General features: G+C 62.6%; 18 protein-coding genes and 1 pseudogene. 8 read left to right on the plus strand and 11 right to left on the minus strand.

The genetic code is table 11. The features are described 5' to 3' along the window. Positions 1-87 precede the first annotated feature (87 nt). Entirely contained in the window at positions 88-540 is a 453-nt protein-coding gene (locus tag H8F27_RS01515) for a secondary thiamine-phosphate synthase enzyme YjbQ (protein WP_231596444.1), read from the minus strand. A 128-nt stretch (positions 541-668) separates the two neighbouring features. On the opposite strand from H8F27_RS01515, the gene H8F27_RS01520 reads away from it, so the two are divergent. Next, positions 669-1,115, plus strand: coding sequence for a thiol-disulfide oxidoreductase DCC family protein (locus H8F27_RS01520; protein ID WP_197150669.1), 447 nt, complete (start codon positions 669-671; stop codon positions 1,113-1,115). 362 nt (positions 1,116-1,477) lie between these two features. Here the strand turns inward: H8F27_RS01520 and H8F27_RS01525 are convergent, their stop codons facing one another. After that, complete coding sequence (locus tag H8F27_RS01525) at positions 1,478-1,678, minus strand: hypothetical protein (RefSeq protein ID WP_197150671.1); 201 nt, start codon at positions 1,676-1,678, stop codon at positions 1,478-1,480. Between the two features lie 169 nt (positions 1,679-1,847). Between H8F27_RS01525 and H8F27_RS01530 the strand changes: the two genes are divergently transcribed. Next, the gene (locus H8F27_RS01530) at positions 1,848-2,096 is read left to right on the plus strand and encodes a hypothetical protein (RefSeq protein ID WP_197150672.1); all 249 of its coding nucleotides are present in this window, start codon (positions 1,848-1,850) and stop codon (positions 2,094-2,096) included. Between the two features lie 56 nt (positions 2,097-2,152). On the opposite strand, the gene H8F27_RS01535 is transcribed toward H8F27_RS01530, so the two are convergent. Further along, positions 2,153-3,709: a cryptochrome/deoxyribodipyrimidine photo-lyase family protein gene (locus H8F27_RS01535; protein ID WP_197150673.1), complete on the minus strand. Its 1,557-nt coding sequence runs from the start codon at positions 3,707-3,709 to the stop codon at positions 2,153-2,155. A gap of 87 nt (positions 3,710-3,796) precedes the next feature. Between H8F27_RS01535 and H8F27_RS01540 the strand changes: the two genes are divergently transcribed. Then, positions 3,797-4,645 carry a hypothetical protein gene (locus H8F27_RS01540; RefSeq protein ID WP_197150674.1) on the plus strand — a complete coding sequence of 283 codons (849 nt, stop codon included), beginning with the start codon at positions 3,797-3,799 and terminating at the stop codon, positions 4,643-4,645. Then, positions 4,593-5,477: a hypothetical protein gene (locus H8F27_RS01545; protein ID WP_197150675.1), complete on the plus strand. Its 885-nt coding sequence runs from the start codon at positions 4,593-4,595 to the stop codon at positions 5,475-5,477. Before H8F27_RS01540 ends, H8F27_RS01545 begins: the two co-directional genes overlap by 53 nt. Here H8F27_RS01545 and H8F27_RS01550 read toward each other — a convergent pair. After that, positions 5,474-6,004 carry a DUF3368 domain-containing protein gene (locus tag H8F27_RS01550; RefSeq protein WP_197150677.1) on the minus strand — a complete coding sequence of 177 codons (531 nt, stop codon included), beginning with the start codon at positions 6,002-6,004 and terminating at the stop codon, positions 5,474-5,476. The two genes, H8F27_RS01545 and H8F27_RS01550, sit on opposite strands and share 4 nt — an antisense overlap. 12 nt (positions 6,005-6,016) lie before the next feature. Beyond that, positions 6,017-6,367, minus strand: a complete 351-nt coding sequence (locus H8F27_RS01555; protein WP_197150679.1) for a UPF0175 family protein — start codon at positions 6,365-6,367, stop codon at positions 6,017-6,019. Positions 6,368-6,729: 362 nt separating this feature from the next. Between H8F27_RS01555 and H8F27_RS01560 the strand changes: the two are divergent. From H8F27_RS01560 to H8F27_RS01570, 3 genes and pseudogenes are all read left to right on the plus strand, one after another. After that, positions 6,730-6,951, plus strand: a pseudogene (locus H8F27_RS01560) (glycosyltransferase family A protein); the annotation flags it as partial. 26 nt (positions 6,952-6,977) lie between these two features. Further along, entirely contained in the window at positions 6,978-7,931 is a 954-nt protein-coding gene (locus H8F27_RS01565) for an IS1595 family transposase (protein ID WP_197147974.1), read from the plus strand. A gap of 167 nt (positions 7,932-8,098) precedes the next feature. Beyond that, positions 8,099-8,521 carry a DUF1499 domain-containing protein gene (locus H8F27_RS01570; protein ID WP_197150683.1) on the plus strand — a complete coding sequence of 141 codons (423 nt, stop codon included), beginning with the start codon at positions 8,099-8,101 and terminating at the stop codon, positions 8,519-8,521. Here the strand turns inward: H8F27_RS01570 and H8F27_RS01575 are convergent. After that, positions 8,518-9,996 (minus strand): glycosyl hydrolase family 57, encoded by a 1,479-nt coding sequence (locus tag H8F27_RS01575; RefSeq protein ID WP_197150685.1) that lies wholly within the window; start codon positions 9,994-9,996, stop codon positions 8,518-8,520. The genes H8F27_RS01570 and H8F27_RS01575 overlap by 4 nt on opposite strands. 36 nt (positions 9,997-10,032) lie before the next feature. On the opposite strand from H8F27_RS01575, the gene H8F27_RS01580 reads away from it, so the two are divergent. Then, on the plus strand, positions 10,033-10,320 hold the full coding sequence (locus H8F27_RS01580; protein ID WP_231596445.1) for a hypothetical protein: 288 nt from the start codon (positions 10,033-10,035) through the stop codon (positions 10,318-10,320). A 32-nt stretch (positions 10,321-10,352) separates the two neighbouring features. On the opposite strand, the gene H8F27_RS01585 is transcribed toward H8F27_RS01580, so the two are convergent. The 5 genes from H8F27_RS01585 to H8F27_RS01605 all read right to left on the minus strand — a co-directional run bounded on the left by H8F27_RS01585 (position 10,353) and on the right by H8F27_RS01605 (position 13,259). After that, positions 10,353-10,724, minus strand: coding sequence for an AbrB family transcriptional regulator (locus H8F27_RS01585; protein ID WP_197153288.1), 372 nt, complete (start codon positions 10,722-10,724; stop codon positions 10,353-10,355). A 195-nt stretch (positions 10,725-10,919) separates the two neighbouring features. Continuing rightward, a complete protein-coding gene (locus tag H8F27_RS01590) occupies positions 10,920-11,147 on the minus strand; it encodes a DUF3136 domain-containing protein (protein ID WP_197150687.1) in 228 nt (75 codons plus the stop codon). 90 nt (positions 11,148-11,237) lie between these two features. Next, positions 11,238-12,101: a galactose mutarotase gene (locus tag H8F27_RS01595; RefSeq protein WP_197150689.1), complete on the minus strand. Its 864-nt coding sequence runs from the start codon at positions 12,099-12,101 to the stop codon at positions 11,238-11,240. A gap of 90 nt (positions 12,102-12,191) precedes the next feature. Then, positions 12,192-12,887 (minus strand): response regulator transcription factor, encoded by a 696-nt coding sequence (locus H8F27_RS01600; protein ID WP_197150691.1) that lies wholly within the window; start codon positions 12,885-12,887, stop codon positions 12,192-12,194. 102 nt (positions 12,888-12,989) lie between these two features. Then, positions 12,990-13,259, minus strand: coding sequence for a CP12 domain-containing protein (locus tag H8F27_RS01605; protein WP_231596446.1), 270 nt, complete (start codon positions 13,257-13,259; stop codon positions 12,990-12,992). Positions 13,260-13,266: the final 7 nt, after the last annotated feature.

A 13,266-nucleotide genomic window follows, 5' to 3' on the forward strand; every position in this document is an offset into this window, starting at 1 on the left:
GGCTGGGCAGCTGTTTGTTGAACCTAAAAACACAACACCACCTCAGCTTCCATGGAGCAGCTTGTGCCTTTGCAGCCTCCTGAGCACTCACTCCCCAAGCAGGTGACAGGCGATCCGGCGCTGTTGGGGTGATGCCCTGTGCTCCCAGAGATAGACAGCTTGCCAGGTGCCGAGCACGAGCCGACCACGGTCGAAGCTAAGTTGCAGGCTGGTGGTGGTTAGGGCCGTGCGGATGTGGGCCGGCATGTCGTCGGGGCCCTCGTCATCGTGGGCGTAGGGCCGCAGCTCGCCGCGGCCGCTGATCGGCCGCACCCCCTCCTGGGGCACCAGGGCCCGCAGATAGGCCGCCAGATCCTCCAGCACCCGGGGGTCGGCGTTCTCATTCACCGTGAGCGAGCAGCTGCTGTGGAGACAGACCAGGGCCGCCAGCCCCTGCTGCAAGCCGCTGGCGGCGATCTCGGCGTCAAGAGCGGCGGTGATGTTGATGAAGCCTTCGCCGCGGGTGGCGAGGCTGAGCATCTGTAGGTGTTGACGCAGCACGGCCCTGCTCCTCTGGGCACCCTGCCTAGCATCAGGCCAGCCACCGCCGTTCCGATACGGGTTCCCTTGCACAAGTCCCTGCTGCTGCTTGCTCTCGCCCACGGCAGGGCCTGCCGCAATAAGTGGTGATGACGGAAACACTTATTGCCGCATCTTCCACGGCTGCGCCAGGCCTCACGCTGCTCTATGACGGCGGCTGCCCGCTCTGCCTGCGGGAGGTGCGGTTTCTGGGGGCGCGCGATCAGCGCCTCCACGCCGCATCGCCCCGGCTCACCTTCGTCGACATCGACGCCCCGGACTACGACCCCGGCGCCCACGCTGGCATCAGCTACCGCGAGGCGATGGGGCGCATCCACGCCATCACCGGCAAGGGGCAGGTACTGCGCGATGTGGCCGTATTCCGGGAGGCCTACAGGCTGGTCGGCCTGGGCTGGCTGTATGCGCCCACCGCCTGGCCTTTACTGGGTTCGCTGGTGGAGCAGGCCTACGCCCTCTGGGCCGACTGGCGCCTGCGCCTCACCGGACGGCCCAGCCTCGACCAGCTCTGCCAGCAGCGCTGCCGCCTGCCTGAATGAGTCCGCGGCGCATCTCCTGGGCCATGTAGCCCGAGAACTTCACTGCAGATAGGCAGGAGTGGCTTGGGTGGATGGTGCCTTCGCGGGCAGTTCCATCAGCCCTGATTTGGCGTTACACAAACATAGACCTGGGCAAGGTATAAGCATGGATCAGCTCGCCAGGAGCAAGAATGCAAGCTCTGCAGATATGTATGTCCCACTGGAGCTTTCCATCCCCCTGCCATCAATGTGCAGGCCGAAAGTGAACTCGCCCTTTCGCCTTAACACCCAGCCGTTGAACTCTTTCAGGTGTCATCGATTCTGTACAGCTGTACGGAAACAACGACAGTGCCAATGCGCCTCCTCAACCTCATTGCGCGCAATCACGCTGCCTGCTGCTCCTGCTGCTGGCCGATGAGATCCCACAGGTGCCGGTAGGCGTCTGTTTGCTCCTGCGTCCAAACCTTGAATTTGGTGCGGCGGCGGGCAGCAAAAGCCAGGTCATTGTGGTTTCTGGGCACCCGGTCGGTGTCGAGCCTCAACATCTTCAATGCAGAAACCGTGATCGGGTTGAGCTTCGCCATCGCGCTGCCTCCTGGCTGGTGCGTTTCGCCCACCAAAGCGTCGGATCAGGCCTGCTTCAAGCGTCTGACGCAGATCTGCAGCATGGTCATCACATCATTTGAGAAACATATGGGGGGCCGTCGGTAGGTGGCCCTCCGTAGCATCAGACAACCCGCTTGCCAGCTCCCCATGCCAGCCCGTCGCGTACTGCTTTCCCTTCTCGTTGTGATCCCTGGCTTGGGCTGGAGTTCGCCGCCAGCCCAGGCCCAGCGCCAGGTGCCCAAGATCGGCAGCATCTGCCCCCTTGGCTACGTGGACATGCTCAACGGCAAGTGCAGCACCCTCGGCCTGATGACCTACACGGTTCAACCCACCAAGGGCGAGGCCTGCCCCGAGGGCTGGATGAACGTGGGGGGCGGCTACTGCCGCAAAAAGTGAGCCCTCCAACGGCCCCCACTCGCGGAAAGTTGCAGCGGACAGTTGCAGCCAAGGGCTCAGCCCAGATCCAGGCCCAATTGATCTATCCCGGAATACATGCCCCCGGTGGAGCGGGATCCGGATGGACGGCTGCTGGCCCGAAGGCCCGAGCGCCGCGAGCCATGGCGCTGCTGAATCGCAGCGGCCGTGGCGGCAAATCCCTGCTGGTGCCGCAGGGCCCAGAGCCGCTCGCGGGCCGTGGCCGCCGCAGAGGCCCAGTCGACAATCGGTTGGGGATAGTCGGCGCCAAGCGCCCAGCCCAGCCGCTCCTGGGTGGCCCCATCCATCATCCAGGGTTGGTGCAGAAACACCGCCGGCACCGCCGCCAGCTCGGGCAGCCAGCGGCGAATGAACAGGCCATCGGGGTCGTGATCGACACCCTGCTTGATCGGGTTGTAGATGCGGATCGTATTGATGCCGGTGGTGCCCGACTGCATCTGGCACTGACTCCAGTGGATTCCCGGTTCGTAATCAACGAATAGCCGGGCCAGGTGCAAGCCGCTGTCGCGCCAGGGCAGCCAGAGCTGGTAGCTGGCCACCGACACCAACATGGCTCGCATGCGGAAGTTGAGCCAACCGGTGGCGATCAGGGCCCGCATGCAGGCATCCACAAAGGGCAGGCCCGTCCGCCCTGCGGCCCAGGCCGCCAGGCGCTCGTCGCTGCCCGGGCCCTCCCGCTCGCGCAGGCCCGCGGTGAGGGGATGGAGCTCCTGAAACTCCAAACTCGGCTGGCTCTCCAGCTTCTGGATGAAGTGGCAGTGCCAGTGCAGGCGCTCATCGAAGCGCTGCAGAGCCCGGCGCCAGGAGACCGCCGTGAGCAACTGGCGCCGCTGGCGATTCCCCTGCACCACCTCCCGCAGCGACAGGGTGCCCCAGCTCAGGTGGGGAGAGAGCCGCGAACAGCTGGCAAAGGCCGTGTTCGGACTCGACAGGCCGCTCTGGTAGGCGCGACTGCGCCGATCTAGAAAACTCTCCAGCAGCGCCAGCCCCTGGGGGCGGCCGCCAAGCTGGCGCCCCGGGCAGGGATCCGGCACCAGGGCGAGCTCCTCAGCGCTGGGAATGGCACCGGGATCCAGGCCAGCCAAAGGCTCCAAGCGCAGTGGCGCCGGAGCGATCGGCTCGGCCATGCGCTCCTCCCACCGGCGCGCCCAACCCTGGCGCTGCGCCAGGCGACGACTGACCCCGAACTGGGGGATCTCGTGCCACCTGATGGCGTGCTGCCGGGCCCAGGCCGCGACCCGCAGGTCGCGGGCGTAGGTCCAGCCATTGCCGGTTTCCTGATGACTCCAGAGGCCGCCGATGCCGAATTGGCGCCGGGCCCGCTCGAGCACCTGCTCCACCACACCGACCCGCACCACCAGGGGTTGGCCCAGGCGGGCCAGGGCAGAGCGCAGCTCCAGCAAACTTTCGCGGCAGAACAGCCATTGGCGAGCCGAACTGTCAGGCTGCTGCCAGTAGTCCGGCTCCACCACATAGAGGGGCAGCAGGGCTCCGTGCCGGCTGGCCTCCAGCAGGGGGAGGTGATCTGCAGGGCGCAGATCCCGCTTAAACCACACTATTTGTAGCCCATTCACAACTGAAAACCCGCTTTAGAACTGGCTCCCAGACTGAGCCTGATCGAGCCTGACCGATCAGTCCAAGCTAGTTTTGCGCGCAGCAGCATGGCCAAGGGCTGGAGCCTGCGAGAAGAACGGGGCCAGGTGCGGCTAGAGATGCGTCAGCCGCACCGCCCACGCGCCTCGGTGCTGTTGCCATTCCAGTGGAGCCGCCAGGACGTTGGGGCCATTTTGGCGAGGGTCCGCAACATCTATGTGCTGACACTCGACGAGCATGATCTGTCCGCAGCCGCCCAGATCGCTTCTGGCAAAGCGCTCCGAAGCCTGAGCACCTGGGAAGAGGCGCTAGAGCATTTCCGCGAGTTCAAGCTGCATCACGGCACCGCGATCAATCCCCGCACCTGGCAGCGCTACGACCAGGTTCTGCAGATGGTCATCCAGCTGATGACCATGCCCGACAAGCCCCCCCCGATTGACAGTGCCTCTCTGATCGACGCCTGCGTGAAGGACTGGCCACCGGGAATCCGGCAGCGTGAGGTCCGCGTTCAGTACATCGCCCAGTTCCTGCGCTTCTGCCGTGATCAAGAGCATTTCCCAGTGCAATGGCATCCTCCGACAGACCTGAAAGCCCAAATAGGCAGCCCCACCCAGGACCCTGCACCGGGCCATATGAAGGGCAGTCCATTGAGCGATCAGGAAATTCTCGATCTGATTTATAGCCTTCCCGTAAACGAGGCGGGTCTGCGTTGGCGCGATGCGCTGCGATTGATGGCTGAACTGGGACTGCGGCCGTTGGAATTGCGCTACATGTCGGTCCGCAAGCATCACACCACTGGTGAGTTGATCTGGTGCTGCGACTACCGCAAACGTGCGGGTGTGGGTATGACGTGCGGGCGTGGGCATGACAAAGCCCCGTCGTGCCTTTGCCCTCCCCCTGATGCATCAGGGTGGTGAACTGGTGCGTTGGAACCTGCTGGAGCGCTGGAATGCAGGATTGCTACAGCTGCCACCGCTGGGATCAACCCAACGCGTGAGCCGCACTGCCACCACCTACCTCTATAAGAAACCCTGCTGGATCAGCCTGAAGCAACGGGCAGCAGCCAGAGGAGAGAGGGCTGTGATCTACAGCTTCCGTCACTCCTTCAGCCTGCGGGGTAATCAGCGCGGCAACGAGCCCGGCAGCATGGCTGGGGCAATGGGCCAAACCCAGGCCGTTCATCCACGCAGCTACCCCTGGGCATCCGAACAGACCACCGCATCGGCCTTTGCTCGGGCATCAGAGTCAATCAGTCCCGCAGAGGCGTTCAATAAGGTCACGCCCTATTGCACAGCCGTAAGCGGACCTGCCGCTCGCCCCATGCCGCTGCCGCTGCTCTGTTTGTCGAGCACATGCCCTTTGCAGCAATTCTCCGCCAACTTCGCCAGTCCCACCGGCTACCGTAGAGAAGACCTAAAGCAACTGGCGGCGATCGGACTGATTAAGGCCTCACGCCGCTACGACAGCAAGCAGGTGAATCGCAGCAGCTCCAACTTCAGCGCCTACGCCAGACCATTTGTGAACGGCGAGATCACCCACTACCTGCGCGATAAGGGCTTTCTGATTTCGGTGCCAGGCCGCTGCCAGGAGCTGCATGCCAGGGGGCAGAAGTTGCTGCGGCAGGGCATACCCGCCGATCAGATCCCCAAGCAGTTGGGGCCAATACCAGAGCGCTGGGCTGAGATTGCAGCGGCCTGCTCAGTGCGGGTGGTGGCGATGGCTTCCCCATACCAGGAATTCGAGCACTAAACCTCCTGGGCTTGCTTGAGAACCGCTGCCACCAATGCATCACTGAGGTAATAGCCCTGATCCCGCAGTGCATCTAGCAGAGGCGAACAAACCCTCACCAGGCCCCGTTCCTTTGCAAGCACAAGCACCGCAGCGGTGCCAATGATTGCCAGCCCCTGCTTTCGGGCTTCTGCGCGGCCGCAGCGGTCGTCTACTACCAAAAGAACCGACTGGCCGCCAGCCTGCTGGTTCAGGGCCAAGCCAATGGCGCTGGCCTCGCCTCCATCCACCCCGGGATTGAGCGGCCGATATGGATCAACGCCCTGCGCCAGAGCTGGCGCGATCTGCAGCCAGCCTTGCTCAAAGGCTCCCTGAAGTGACTCCACGCCTGGAAAGGCCGGGGTTCCCGCAGCGGCAGTCCCTAGGCCGATTTCTGCCGCGATTACCTCAGTGATCCAGACCTGGCCAAACAACCCAGCTAGTAACCCAAGCTGATCGATGCGGGCCAGTCCAATCAGCGGGCCCGCATCAGCAATCACAACCTTCATCAGTGCTGGCCGTCAGGGGTGCTCGCCAAACCAGCGACGTGCTGCAGCCAGATCGGCATCCAGTTCACCCTGCTCAGCGTCCACAACAGGGATCTTTAAAGAGGAGAGGATTTCCAGGAAACGAGGCAGGGGCAGCCCGGCGATTTGTGCTGCTGCTCCAACCGAGATCGAACCAGAGCGAAACAGAGACAGCGCCAGCCCCGAGCGCACCGCTGCCGTATCGGGTAGGCCCAGTCGGTCCAGTGCCACCACTAAGGCGGTGGGTTGCTGGTAGCTGGTCACCAAAGCCATGGCGTCAGCTTCTGCAGCCTTGAGGACTGTGGAAGGGTTGCTTTTGAGCTGGCGCACCGAAAAAGCCTGCATGATGTTCCTACGTGCTGTAGGCATTCTGCTGGGTTGGCTGCGAAATGGTGAAGTTCTCTCCTGGTTTAGGGAGGTCTTGGAGGCTGGCCGCGAGGCGGTGCTCTCCCTGCTCATACATGCTTCGGGTCGCTGCAACTGTCATCATCCCGACCCGGAACCGGGCCGATTAGATCGATGGCTGCCTCGGCGCCCTGGCCTGCCAATTCTTTGAACCCGGTTCGTTCGAGGTCGTTGTCGTCGACGATGGGAGTGACTCACCCTGACCTTCGATCCAAGACGTTGGTCGACGGCTTTCGCCTTGACCATCATCCGCCAGGAGAACAGCGGCCCCGGGGGAGCCCGAAACAGCGGCGTCGAGGCATGCCGTGGCGACCATCGTCGCGTTCACGGACGATGATTGCCCTCCCGAGTCAAGCTGGCTCGAGATGCTCGTGACCGCGGTCAGGGCGAACCATGACGCACTGGTCGGTGGCTCGACCATGAACGGATTGCCGGAATCGCTGTTCGCCGAGACGAGTCAGTTGATCATCAATCTCGTTCTTGATTACCCAGCTCGCTCCGCGCACCGCGAGCCTGGGCCGTAGACTGGTACGCACATACCAGTTCAGTCATGGCGCGCAACGTCATCCAGTTCCAGAAAGGCCTTTCACTGCCTGACTTCCAGCGGCTCTACGGCACCGAGGTGCAATGTGAGGCTGCTTTGGAGAAGGCGCGCTGGCCCGGTGGGTTCCGCTGTCCCCGCTGCAATGGCCATGAGCATGGGCTGGTCTATGGCCGCAGGCTCAAGCGCTATCAGTGCCGCAGCTGCGGCCATCAGGCCACGCTCACGGCTGGCACGATCATGCAGGCCACGAAATTGCCTCTGACCACCTGGTTTCTGGCCTTTTACATGATCGGGCAGGCCAAAACAGGGATCTCCTCGCTGGAGCTCAGCCGCCACCTGGGCGTGAACTACGACACCGCCTGGCTGCTGCACCACAAGATTCTGCGGGCGATGGCTGATCGGGAGGAGGCTTACCTGCTGCGGGGAAAAGTCCAGATCGATGATTCCTACCTCGGCGGAGAACTGCCGGGCGGCAAGGCAGGTCGGGGTTCAGAGAACAAGATCCCCATCGTCGCGGCCGTCTCCTTGAATGAGGCGGGCCGGCTGATTCACGCCAGGATCACAGCCGTGAGTGGCTTCAGCTCAGAGGCCATCGCTGAGTGGGCCAAGCGCCATCTGGCGCCCGGCAGTCAGGTGCTCTCCGATGGCCTGGCCTGCTTTCGTGCCGTGACCACGGCAGGCTGCAGCCATCACGCCATCGTCACCGGTGGGAAGCACCCAAACGACTTGCCGCAGTTCCGTTGGATCAACACCGTGCTGGGCAACCTCAAGACCGGCTTCAACGGCACCTTCCACGCTTTCAATTTCGACAAGTACGCCAGGCGCTACCTGGGCGGCTTCTGCTTCCGGTTCAACCGGCGCTTCTCGATGGTTGCGATGACTGATCGCATTGCCAATGCGGTCTGTTGCTGCATGCCCTGCACGGAGCGGGATCTCAGGGTTGCGGAGGCTTATGGGTAATCAAGATCTCGTTTATGAGCACTTCAACGCGAATCCGCGCACGCCTTTTTACAGCATCCTCCATTTGGGCTGCTGCCGTGCAAGCCGCCGTGGGGCCCGGGGCAATGCAGGTAAGACTGGGAGCCCTGGAGCTTCCTGGACCCTACCTGAGCAGCTAGACCAACGCCATGGGAACCCTTCTCCAACCCTTACTGCTGATCGTCAGCCTGGCCCTGTTCCACCTGGTAGGCCCGGTGCCGCCCGAGCTGGGCGTGCACAACGGAGCCCTGGCGCCCTGCCCGTCGCCGGCCCACTGCGCCCGGGCTGACTGGGCCGTGGCCGATCCTGACTCCGCCCTGGCGCTGCTGGTGACCGTGGTGCAGGCCATGCCCCGAACCACGCTGGTGGAGCAAGGCGATGGCTACCTACATGCCACCGCCAGCAGCGCCCTGTTTGGCTTTGTCGACGACCTGGAGCTCTATGCAGACCAGACCCGGGGCCAGCTGCAGGCCAGGTCGGTGTCCCGCAGCGGCGATTCCGATCTGGGGGTGAATGGTCGCCGGCTTGCGCGCCTGGAACAGGCCCTTAACCAGGCCCTTGCCCAGCCCTAATTGCTGAGTAATTCCATGCCACGCCGGTGAATTTCTCTGGCGTAGTCGGTCCAGGTGCCCTGGCCCCAGTAGCGAAAGCAGCTTGTTTGCAGCAGCAGCAAGTGCAGCAGGCACTGCTGGTAGGCCGGGGTTTGGGTCAGGGCAGGGTCGGCCGCCACCAGGGGGTCGAAATGCCCGTGGAAGCGGGCGCTCAGCTGGTTGATCGGCTCGAGCACGTTGGCGTATCCCTCCACCCAGCTGAGGTTGTTGGTCCAGGAAGCCCCGGCCATTGAGAAGGAGGGATCGGCGGCCTGGAGCTGGGCAATGGCGGCCTGAACCGCTGCTGCCCCGGGCGGTTCGGAGCTGCCCTGGGGATCGAGCAGGGGCCAGAGCTTGTGCTGCTGCACCGCCTGAATCACCGGGAAGGCGGTGCTGTTTACCCCTGCCCCCTCGAGCAACTCCAGGTACTCGCTGCCATTGATCGCCACGGTTTTACTTTCCTCAGCCGTATTGCTGGCGATGCGCTGGTGGGCCTGGATGAAAGCAGCAGGGAACTCGTTCATCATCACGCCGCCATTTTCGCCGTCGGCGATTTGACACACCAACGCCGGAATGGTGCCGGCGCCCAGGGGCTGGCGGCCGAGGCCAAGGGCCTCGTAGCAGGGCTGCATCTGACCCACCAGCTTGGTGTCGGAGCCCTGGGTTTTGATCAGGGCGGTGATGCTCACCGTGTCGCCGCTGGAGTTGCGGGCCACCAGGCGGTTGGGGATCAGGGTTTGCTCCCGGCTGAGGCTGGAGCCATCGGGATTCTCAACGCTGTGCTCCTGCACCAGCAACCAGCGGTAGCCACACTCCCCCAGGGCCTTGACAAGGGCATAGAGAGTGTCGGGGTGGTTGGGCAGGTGCATCTCCGGCGGCGAAAAACCCTTCACCCGTTGCAGGGCCTCGGGGCCAAACAGGGCTGCGAAATGGTGCTGCCAGGCCAGGATCTGCAACTTGAGATCGGGGATCGGCGTGGAGGGGGCCACCGCATGGCTCCAGAAGGTGCCGAGCCACTCCACATGGGGCTGCAGGCTCGGGTCGCAGGCGAGGGTTTTAAGGGCACTGAGGATGTCCTGGCGGCCCATCTGCTCGAAACCCCAAAGCAAATTGCCCGAATAATCGAGCATGATCCGGGGATTGCAACCCTCGCCGATCAGCTGGGGAATGATCTCGGCAAGCCTTTTGTAGCAGTTGGCAAAGGCATCGGCGTTGTGGTTGTCACCCTCGCCCGGGTGCTCATACATGTATTGCAGATGGGAGATCAGCTCTCCGTTGGACCCGGCTGGAATCGAGGGCTGATGCATGTGGAGCGCACAGGCAAAAGCTGAATGGATCTGCTCCAGCTGGAGATTGGAGTGGGGAGCAAACACCGCTCCTGGCAGTTGCACCAAGGCAAGGATCTCCGCCTCATGGCCCGCGATCGGAGGGAGGCTGGGTCTGGGACTGGGGGGCATGGCAGGGGTGGGGGAGGTCAGCTTGCGACAGGGGGGATGGACATCCCGCTGTTGGGCCCCACTGGCATTACCTTGCTAGGGCTGATGTTTGCGATCCTGCCCTGGTGGGTGACCCAGCGTGCTGCCGATCCGATGAGCCCCCTGTTTCCCTGTTGCAGTTGTGGAGTGCAAATTGAGCGCTCGATCAAGCTATACCGACAGCGCAAGGGCAAGGTGCTTTGCTCCACTTGCCAGGACAGGGCTGAAGCCCTACAGGCCAAAGAGGCGGGAAGACCGGACCCCGGAGAAACCGGGGCCTCAAAAGTAGTAAAAGAAATCAGCTGAGGCAGCCAGAAGCCAGCCTGGCTGGGACTATATCACTCCTCTTCGTCAGCCCCACCGATGGGTACGAGCTTGATCTGCTTGCGGCCCAGCTTGATCTCAAATTCATCCCCGGGCTTGAGGTCGAGCATGGCGGTGTAGGCCTTGCCCACCAGCAGGTTGCCGTTGAACTGAATTTTTGTGGTGTAGCTCAGCTTGCGACCACCCTTGCCCGTACCCCTGCCAACACTATCGGTGCCAAGGCTTACACCCTTGGCACCGAGCAGGGCCTCGTAAAACGCCGTGAAATTGAGGCGCTCGCTACCATCTTTCTTAGTGCTCACATAGCCACAGCTACGGACCAGATCTGATTTGGACACATCACCCAGCTCTTTGACCTTGGCGAGCAATTCGGAGCCTGTAAGCATGTGAAGTAGTTCGCTCAAGCCAAATAGTAGCAGCAGACCGCAGCAATTTGGTGATTATTGGTACTGATTGGACCCACCCAACTGACCCCAGCAAGCAAGCATGCGCACCCGAGCCGAACTATTGCCAGCCAAAATGAGACCCTCCTCCAGCCGCTGAAACCGTAGGGATTGGTGGATGCTCGGCCCCAAGCCCCCTCACTTGCCACACTCTCTTTTAATCAAAAAGTAGAGATGGGAAGGATCACCGTACCGGTAGGGCAGGGCCTCATGCAGAGAAGAAAGGCGCCGCCAGCAGACGCTGCGGCGGATCTGGTTGATTGTCCTCTCCTCAAGGACGAGGATACGAAGCGCCTTGCAATAGATCGAAAAACTTGTCTCCAGTTCAGCAATTGTGAGGTCAGTGGTAAAAGTTAGCTGACTCATGGCACCAACATGGCAACGACGTCGTGGTCACCATGCAGATTCGACCAGCACCCCCAATTGCGTGAAGCCCCCGTTTGGGGGCAGTTGAACTCAGGAACCTGTTGATGCCGTAAAGGCATAGCGAGTTCCGAGCCTGGTGCTGGCGCCCGGGCTCAATTCGAGCTTGCGATCCCCGCTGATCAGGGCCTGACGCGGCCCACTCCAGGGTTCCATGCACACCATCGGCCGGGGCGGCTCCGTCCAGAGCACCACCAGATCCAGCGGGTGGCTGAGCTGGAGCTCAAGGCTAGTGCCGGCGCCAGTATCCACCAGCCGCACCGAACCTGTGGGTTTGACCAGCAGGTCGATGCCACTGGCCAACCGTTCCATCTGTTCGGCACTGGAGGCCCCCTCCATGGTGAGGTGGTTGAGACACTGGGGAGGTAAGCCCTCAAACCGCACCGTCTCCAGGCTGGAAAGGTTGAAGTAGGGGTGCAGCCCGAAGCTGAACGGCATCACTTCGCTGCTCCGGTTTTGCACCACCGTGCTGATCTCCAGCGCCCCTGGCGCCAGCCGCACCTCCATGCTGAGCAGAAAGTTGAACGGATAGGCCTTCAGCGTTTCGGGGTTATCTGACAACTGCAGCTGGACCCCCAGTCCATCGGCGAGGGGCTCCAGCTGCCAGGGCATCTGCCTGGCGAAGCCATGCTGGCCGAGACTGAATTCACCCTGGGGCAAGGGCAGCAGATTGCCCGGCAGACCGCCGGTGATCGGGAACAGCACCGGGAATCCACCCCGCACCGATTGAGCAGGGTCGAGAAAGCGCTCCAGATCGAGGTAAACAACCTCATGGCCGGCGCAGCGCCAGCCGCTGATCAGGCCGCCGCGGTCGGGCACGATCCGCAGCAGGTCCCCCGTGGCCGAATCGCTGAATTCCCAGTGGGGATAGGGCGTTTGACGCTGAATCAAGGCCATGCGACTCCATCTTGGTCTGGGATGGGCATCAATCTGCCTGAAAGGGCCAGCAATGGATGCCCCCAAGGGGGAACAGTCAGATTTGAACTATCAGATTTGAACCATGCCGCAGCGCATTCCTTTGAGCACGGCCTGCAGCCGGTTGTGCACGTTGAGGGTCTGCAGCAGCCGCTTGGTGTAGGTGTGGGCCGTTTCATCACTGACTACAAGCCGTTTGGCGATCTGGCGATCGCTGAGGCCACTGGCGAGCAGGTCGAGCACCTCGTATTCCCGCGGCGTTAGCCGGGGGCAACTCAGGTAGGGCAGGATGCCCGTGCGCAGGGAGGGGCTGCGGTAGGAGTGGCCGCCCAGCACCGCCATCACCGCGGCCTGCAGTGGTTGCTGGTCATCGACAAAGTCAGCTTCTGCCACAACGGCCTCCAACCAGGGGGCATCAAGGCATTCGGCAGGGATCGAATCCCCCAGGGCTAACACCACGGCATGGATGCGGGGGTGGAGCTCCCGTGCCTGGCGCACCAGGTCAAAACCGCTGCCGCTCTCGAGGTAGTCGGTGCAGATCAGCAGTTGGTAAGGATCCCCAGCTTCCACAGCCAGGTAATCGAGACAGCTCTGTTGATCGGTGACCGCACAGGTGATCCGGGAGTAGCCCCCGAAGCTGCGGCAAAGGGCCCGCAGCATGAAGCGACCCTTTGCCGCCACCGCAATGCGGCCAGGAATCTCAATCGACTCCAACCCTTCCTCCTGGGCCCCATGGCCGCCATTGGTCAGAAATTGGGTGAGATCCATTCTCCTGCGGTTGACCTGGCTGCGGTTGACCCTGGCTGGGGAGGCGAAGGGGGCCAAGCCAACCCTAGGAGTTGCGAATCCTGACCGGGAAGCAATTGCTACTCAGTCGTCGTAGACGAGGCAGTTGATGTCCGAGGGGTTGAGGTCGCAGAACACCTCCAGCGGTGAGGGCGCAACGGCCTCATCGGGGTGGCGTTGCTGGAAATCCTCTAGGTCTTTGATTTGCTGTTCGATCTTGCGCGCGATCGCCTGATCACCCTTGGCCTGGGCCTCGGCGAGGGCGGTGCGATAGGTCTGGAGCTGGTCTCCGATGGTGGCCATGAAACACACACCCGAGTGATGGGGCTGGATTGGCTCAGTGAATGTAGCCATGCCACAC

The organism is Synechococcus sp. CBW1108, from assembly GCF_015840335.1.
Taxonomy (GTDB): Bacteria; Cyanobacteriota; Cyanobacteriia; order PCC-6307; family Cyanobiaceae; genus Cyanobium_A.

What these genes read in the sequence shown, in the direction of transcription:
- H8F27_RS01545 (WP_197150675.1), top strand. Translation starts at nt 4,593, where the DNA reads ATGACAAAGCCCCGTCGTGCCTTTGCCCTCCCCCTGATGCATCAGGGT.
- H8F27_RS01555 (WP_197150679.1), bottom strand. Translation starts at nt 6,367, where the DNA reads ATGCAGGCTTTTTCGGTGCGCCAGCTCAAAAGCAACCCTTCCACAGTC.
- H8F27_RS01550 (WP_197150677.1), bottom strand. Translation starts at nt 6,004, where the DNA reads ATGAAGGTTGTGATTGCTGATGCGGGCCCGCTGATTGGACTGGCCCGC.
- H8F27_RS01530 (WP_197150672.1), top strand. Translation starts at nt 1,848, where the DNA reads ATGCCAGCCCGTCGCGTACTGCTTTCCCTTCTCGTTGTGATCCCTGGC.
- H8F27_RS01540 (WP_197150674.1), top strand. Translation starts at nt 3,797, where the DNA reads ATGGCCAAGGGCTGGAGCCTGCGAGAAGAACGGGGCCAGGTGCGGCTA.
- H8F27_RS01585 (WP_197153288.1), bottom strand. Translation starts at nt 10,724, where the DNA reads ATGCTTACAGGCTCCGAATTGCTCGCCAAGGTCAAAGAGCTGGGTGAT.
- H8F27_RS01605 (WP_231596446.1), bottom strand. Translation starts at nt 13,259, where the DNA reads ATGGCTACATTCACTGAGCCAATCCAGCCCCATCACTCGGGTGTGTGT.
- H8F27_RS01580 (WP_231596445.1), top strand. Translation starts at nt 10,033, where the DNA reads ATGGACATCCCGCTGTTGGGCCCCACTGGCATTACCTTGCTAGGGCTG.
- H8F27_RS01590 (WP_197150687.1), bottom strand. Translation starts at nt 11,147, where the DNA reads ATGAGTCAGCTAACTTTTACCACTGACCTCACAATTGCTGAACTGGAG.
- H8F27_RS01575 (WP_197150685.1), bottom strand. Translation starts at nt 9,996, where the DNA reads ATGCCCCCCAGTCCCAGACCCAGCCTCCCTCCGATCGCGGGCCATGAG.
- H8F27_RS01595 (WP_197150689.1), bottom strand. Translation starts at nt 12,101, where the DNA reads ATGGCCTTGATTCAGCGTCAAACGCCCTATCCCCACTGGGAATTCAGC.
- H8F27_RS01570 (WP_197150683.1), top strand. Translation starts at nt 8,099, where the DNA reads ATGGGAACCCTTCTCCAACCCTTACTGCTGATCGTCAGCCTGGCCCTG.
- H8F27_RS01600 (WP_197150691.1), bottom strand. Translation starts at nt 12,887, where the DNA reads ATGGATCTCACCCAATTTCTGACCAATGGCGGCCATGGGGCCCAGGAG.
- H8F27_RS01520 (WP_197150669.1), top strand. Translation starts at nt 669, where the DNA reads ATGACGGAAACACTTATTGCCGCATCTTCCACGGCTGCGCCAGGCCTC.
- H8F27_RS01525 (WP_197150671.1), bottom strand. Translation starts at nt 1,678, where the DNA reads ATGGCGAAGCTCAACCCGATCACGGTTTCTGCATTGAAGATGTTGAGG.
- H8F27_RS01565 (WP_197147974.1), top strand. Translation starts at nt 6,978, where the DNA reads ATGGCGCGCAACGTCATCCAGTTCCAGAAAGGCCTTTCACTGCCTGAC.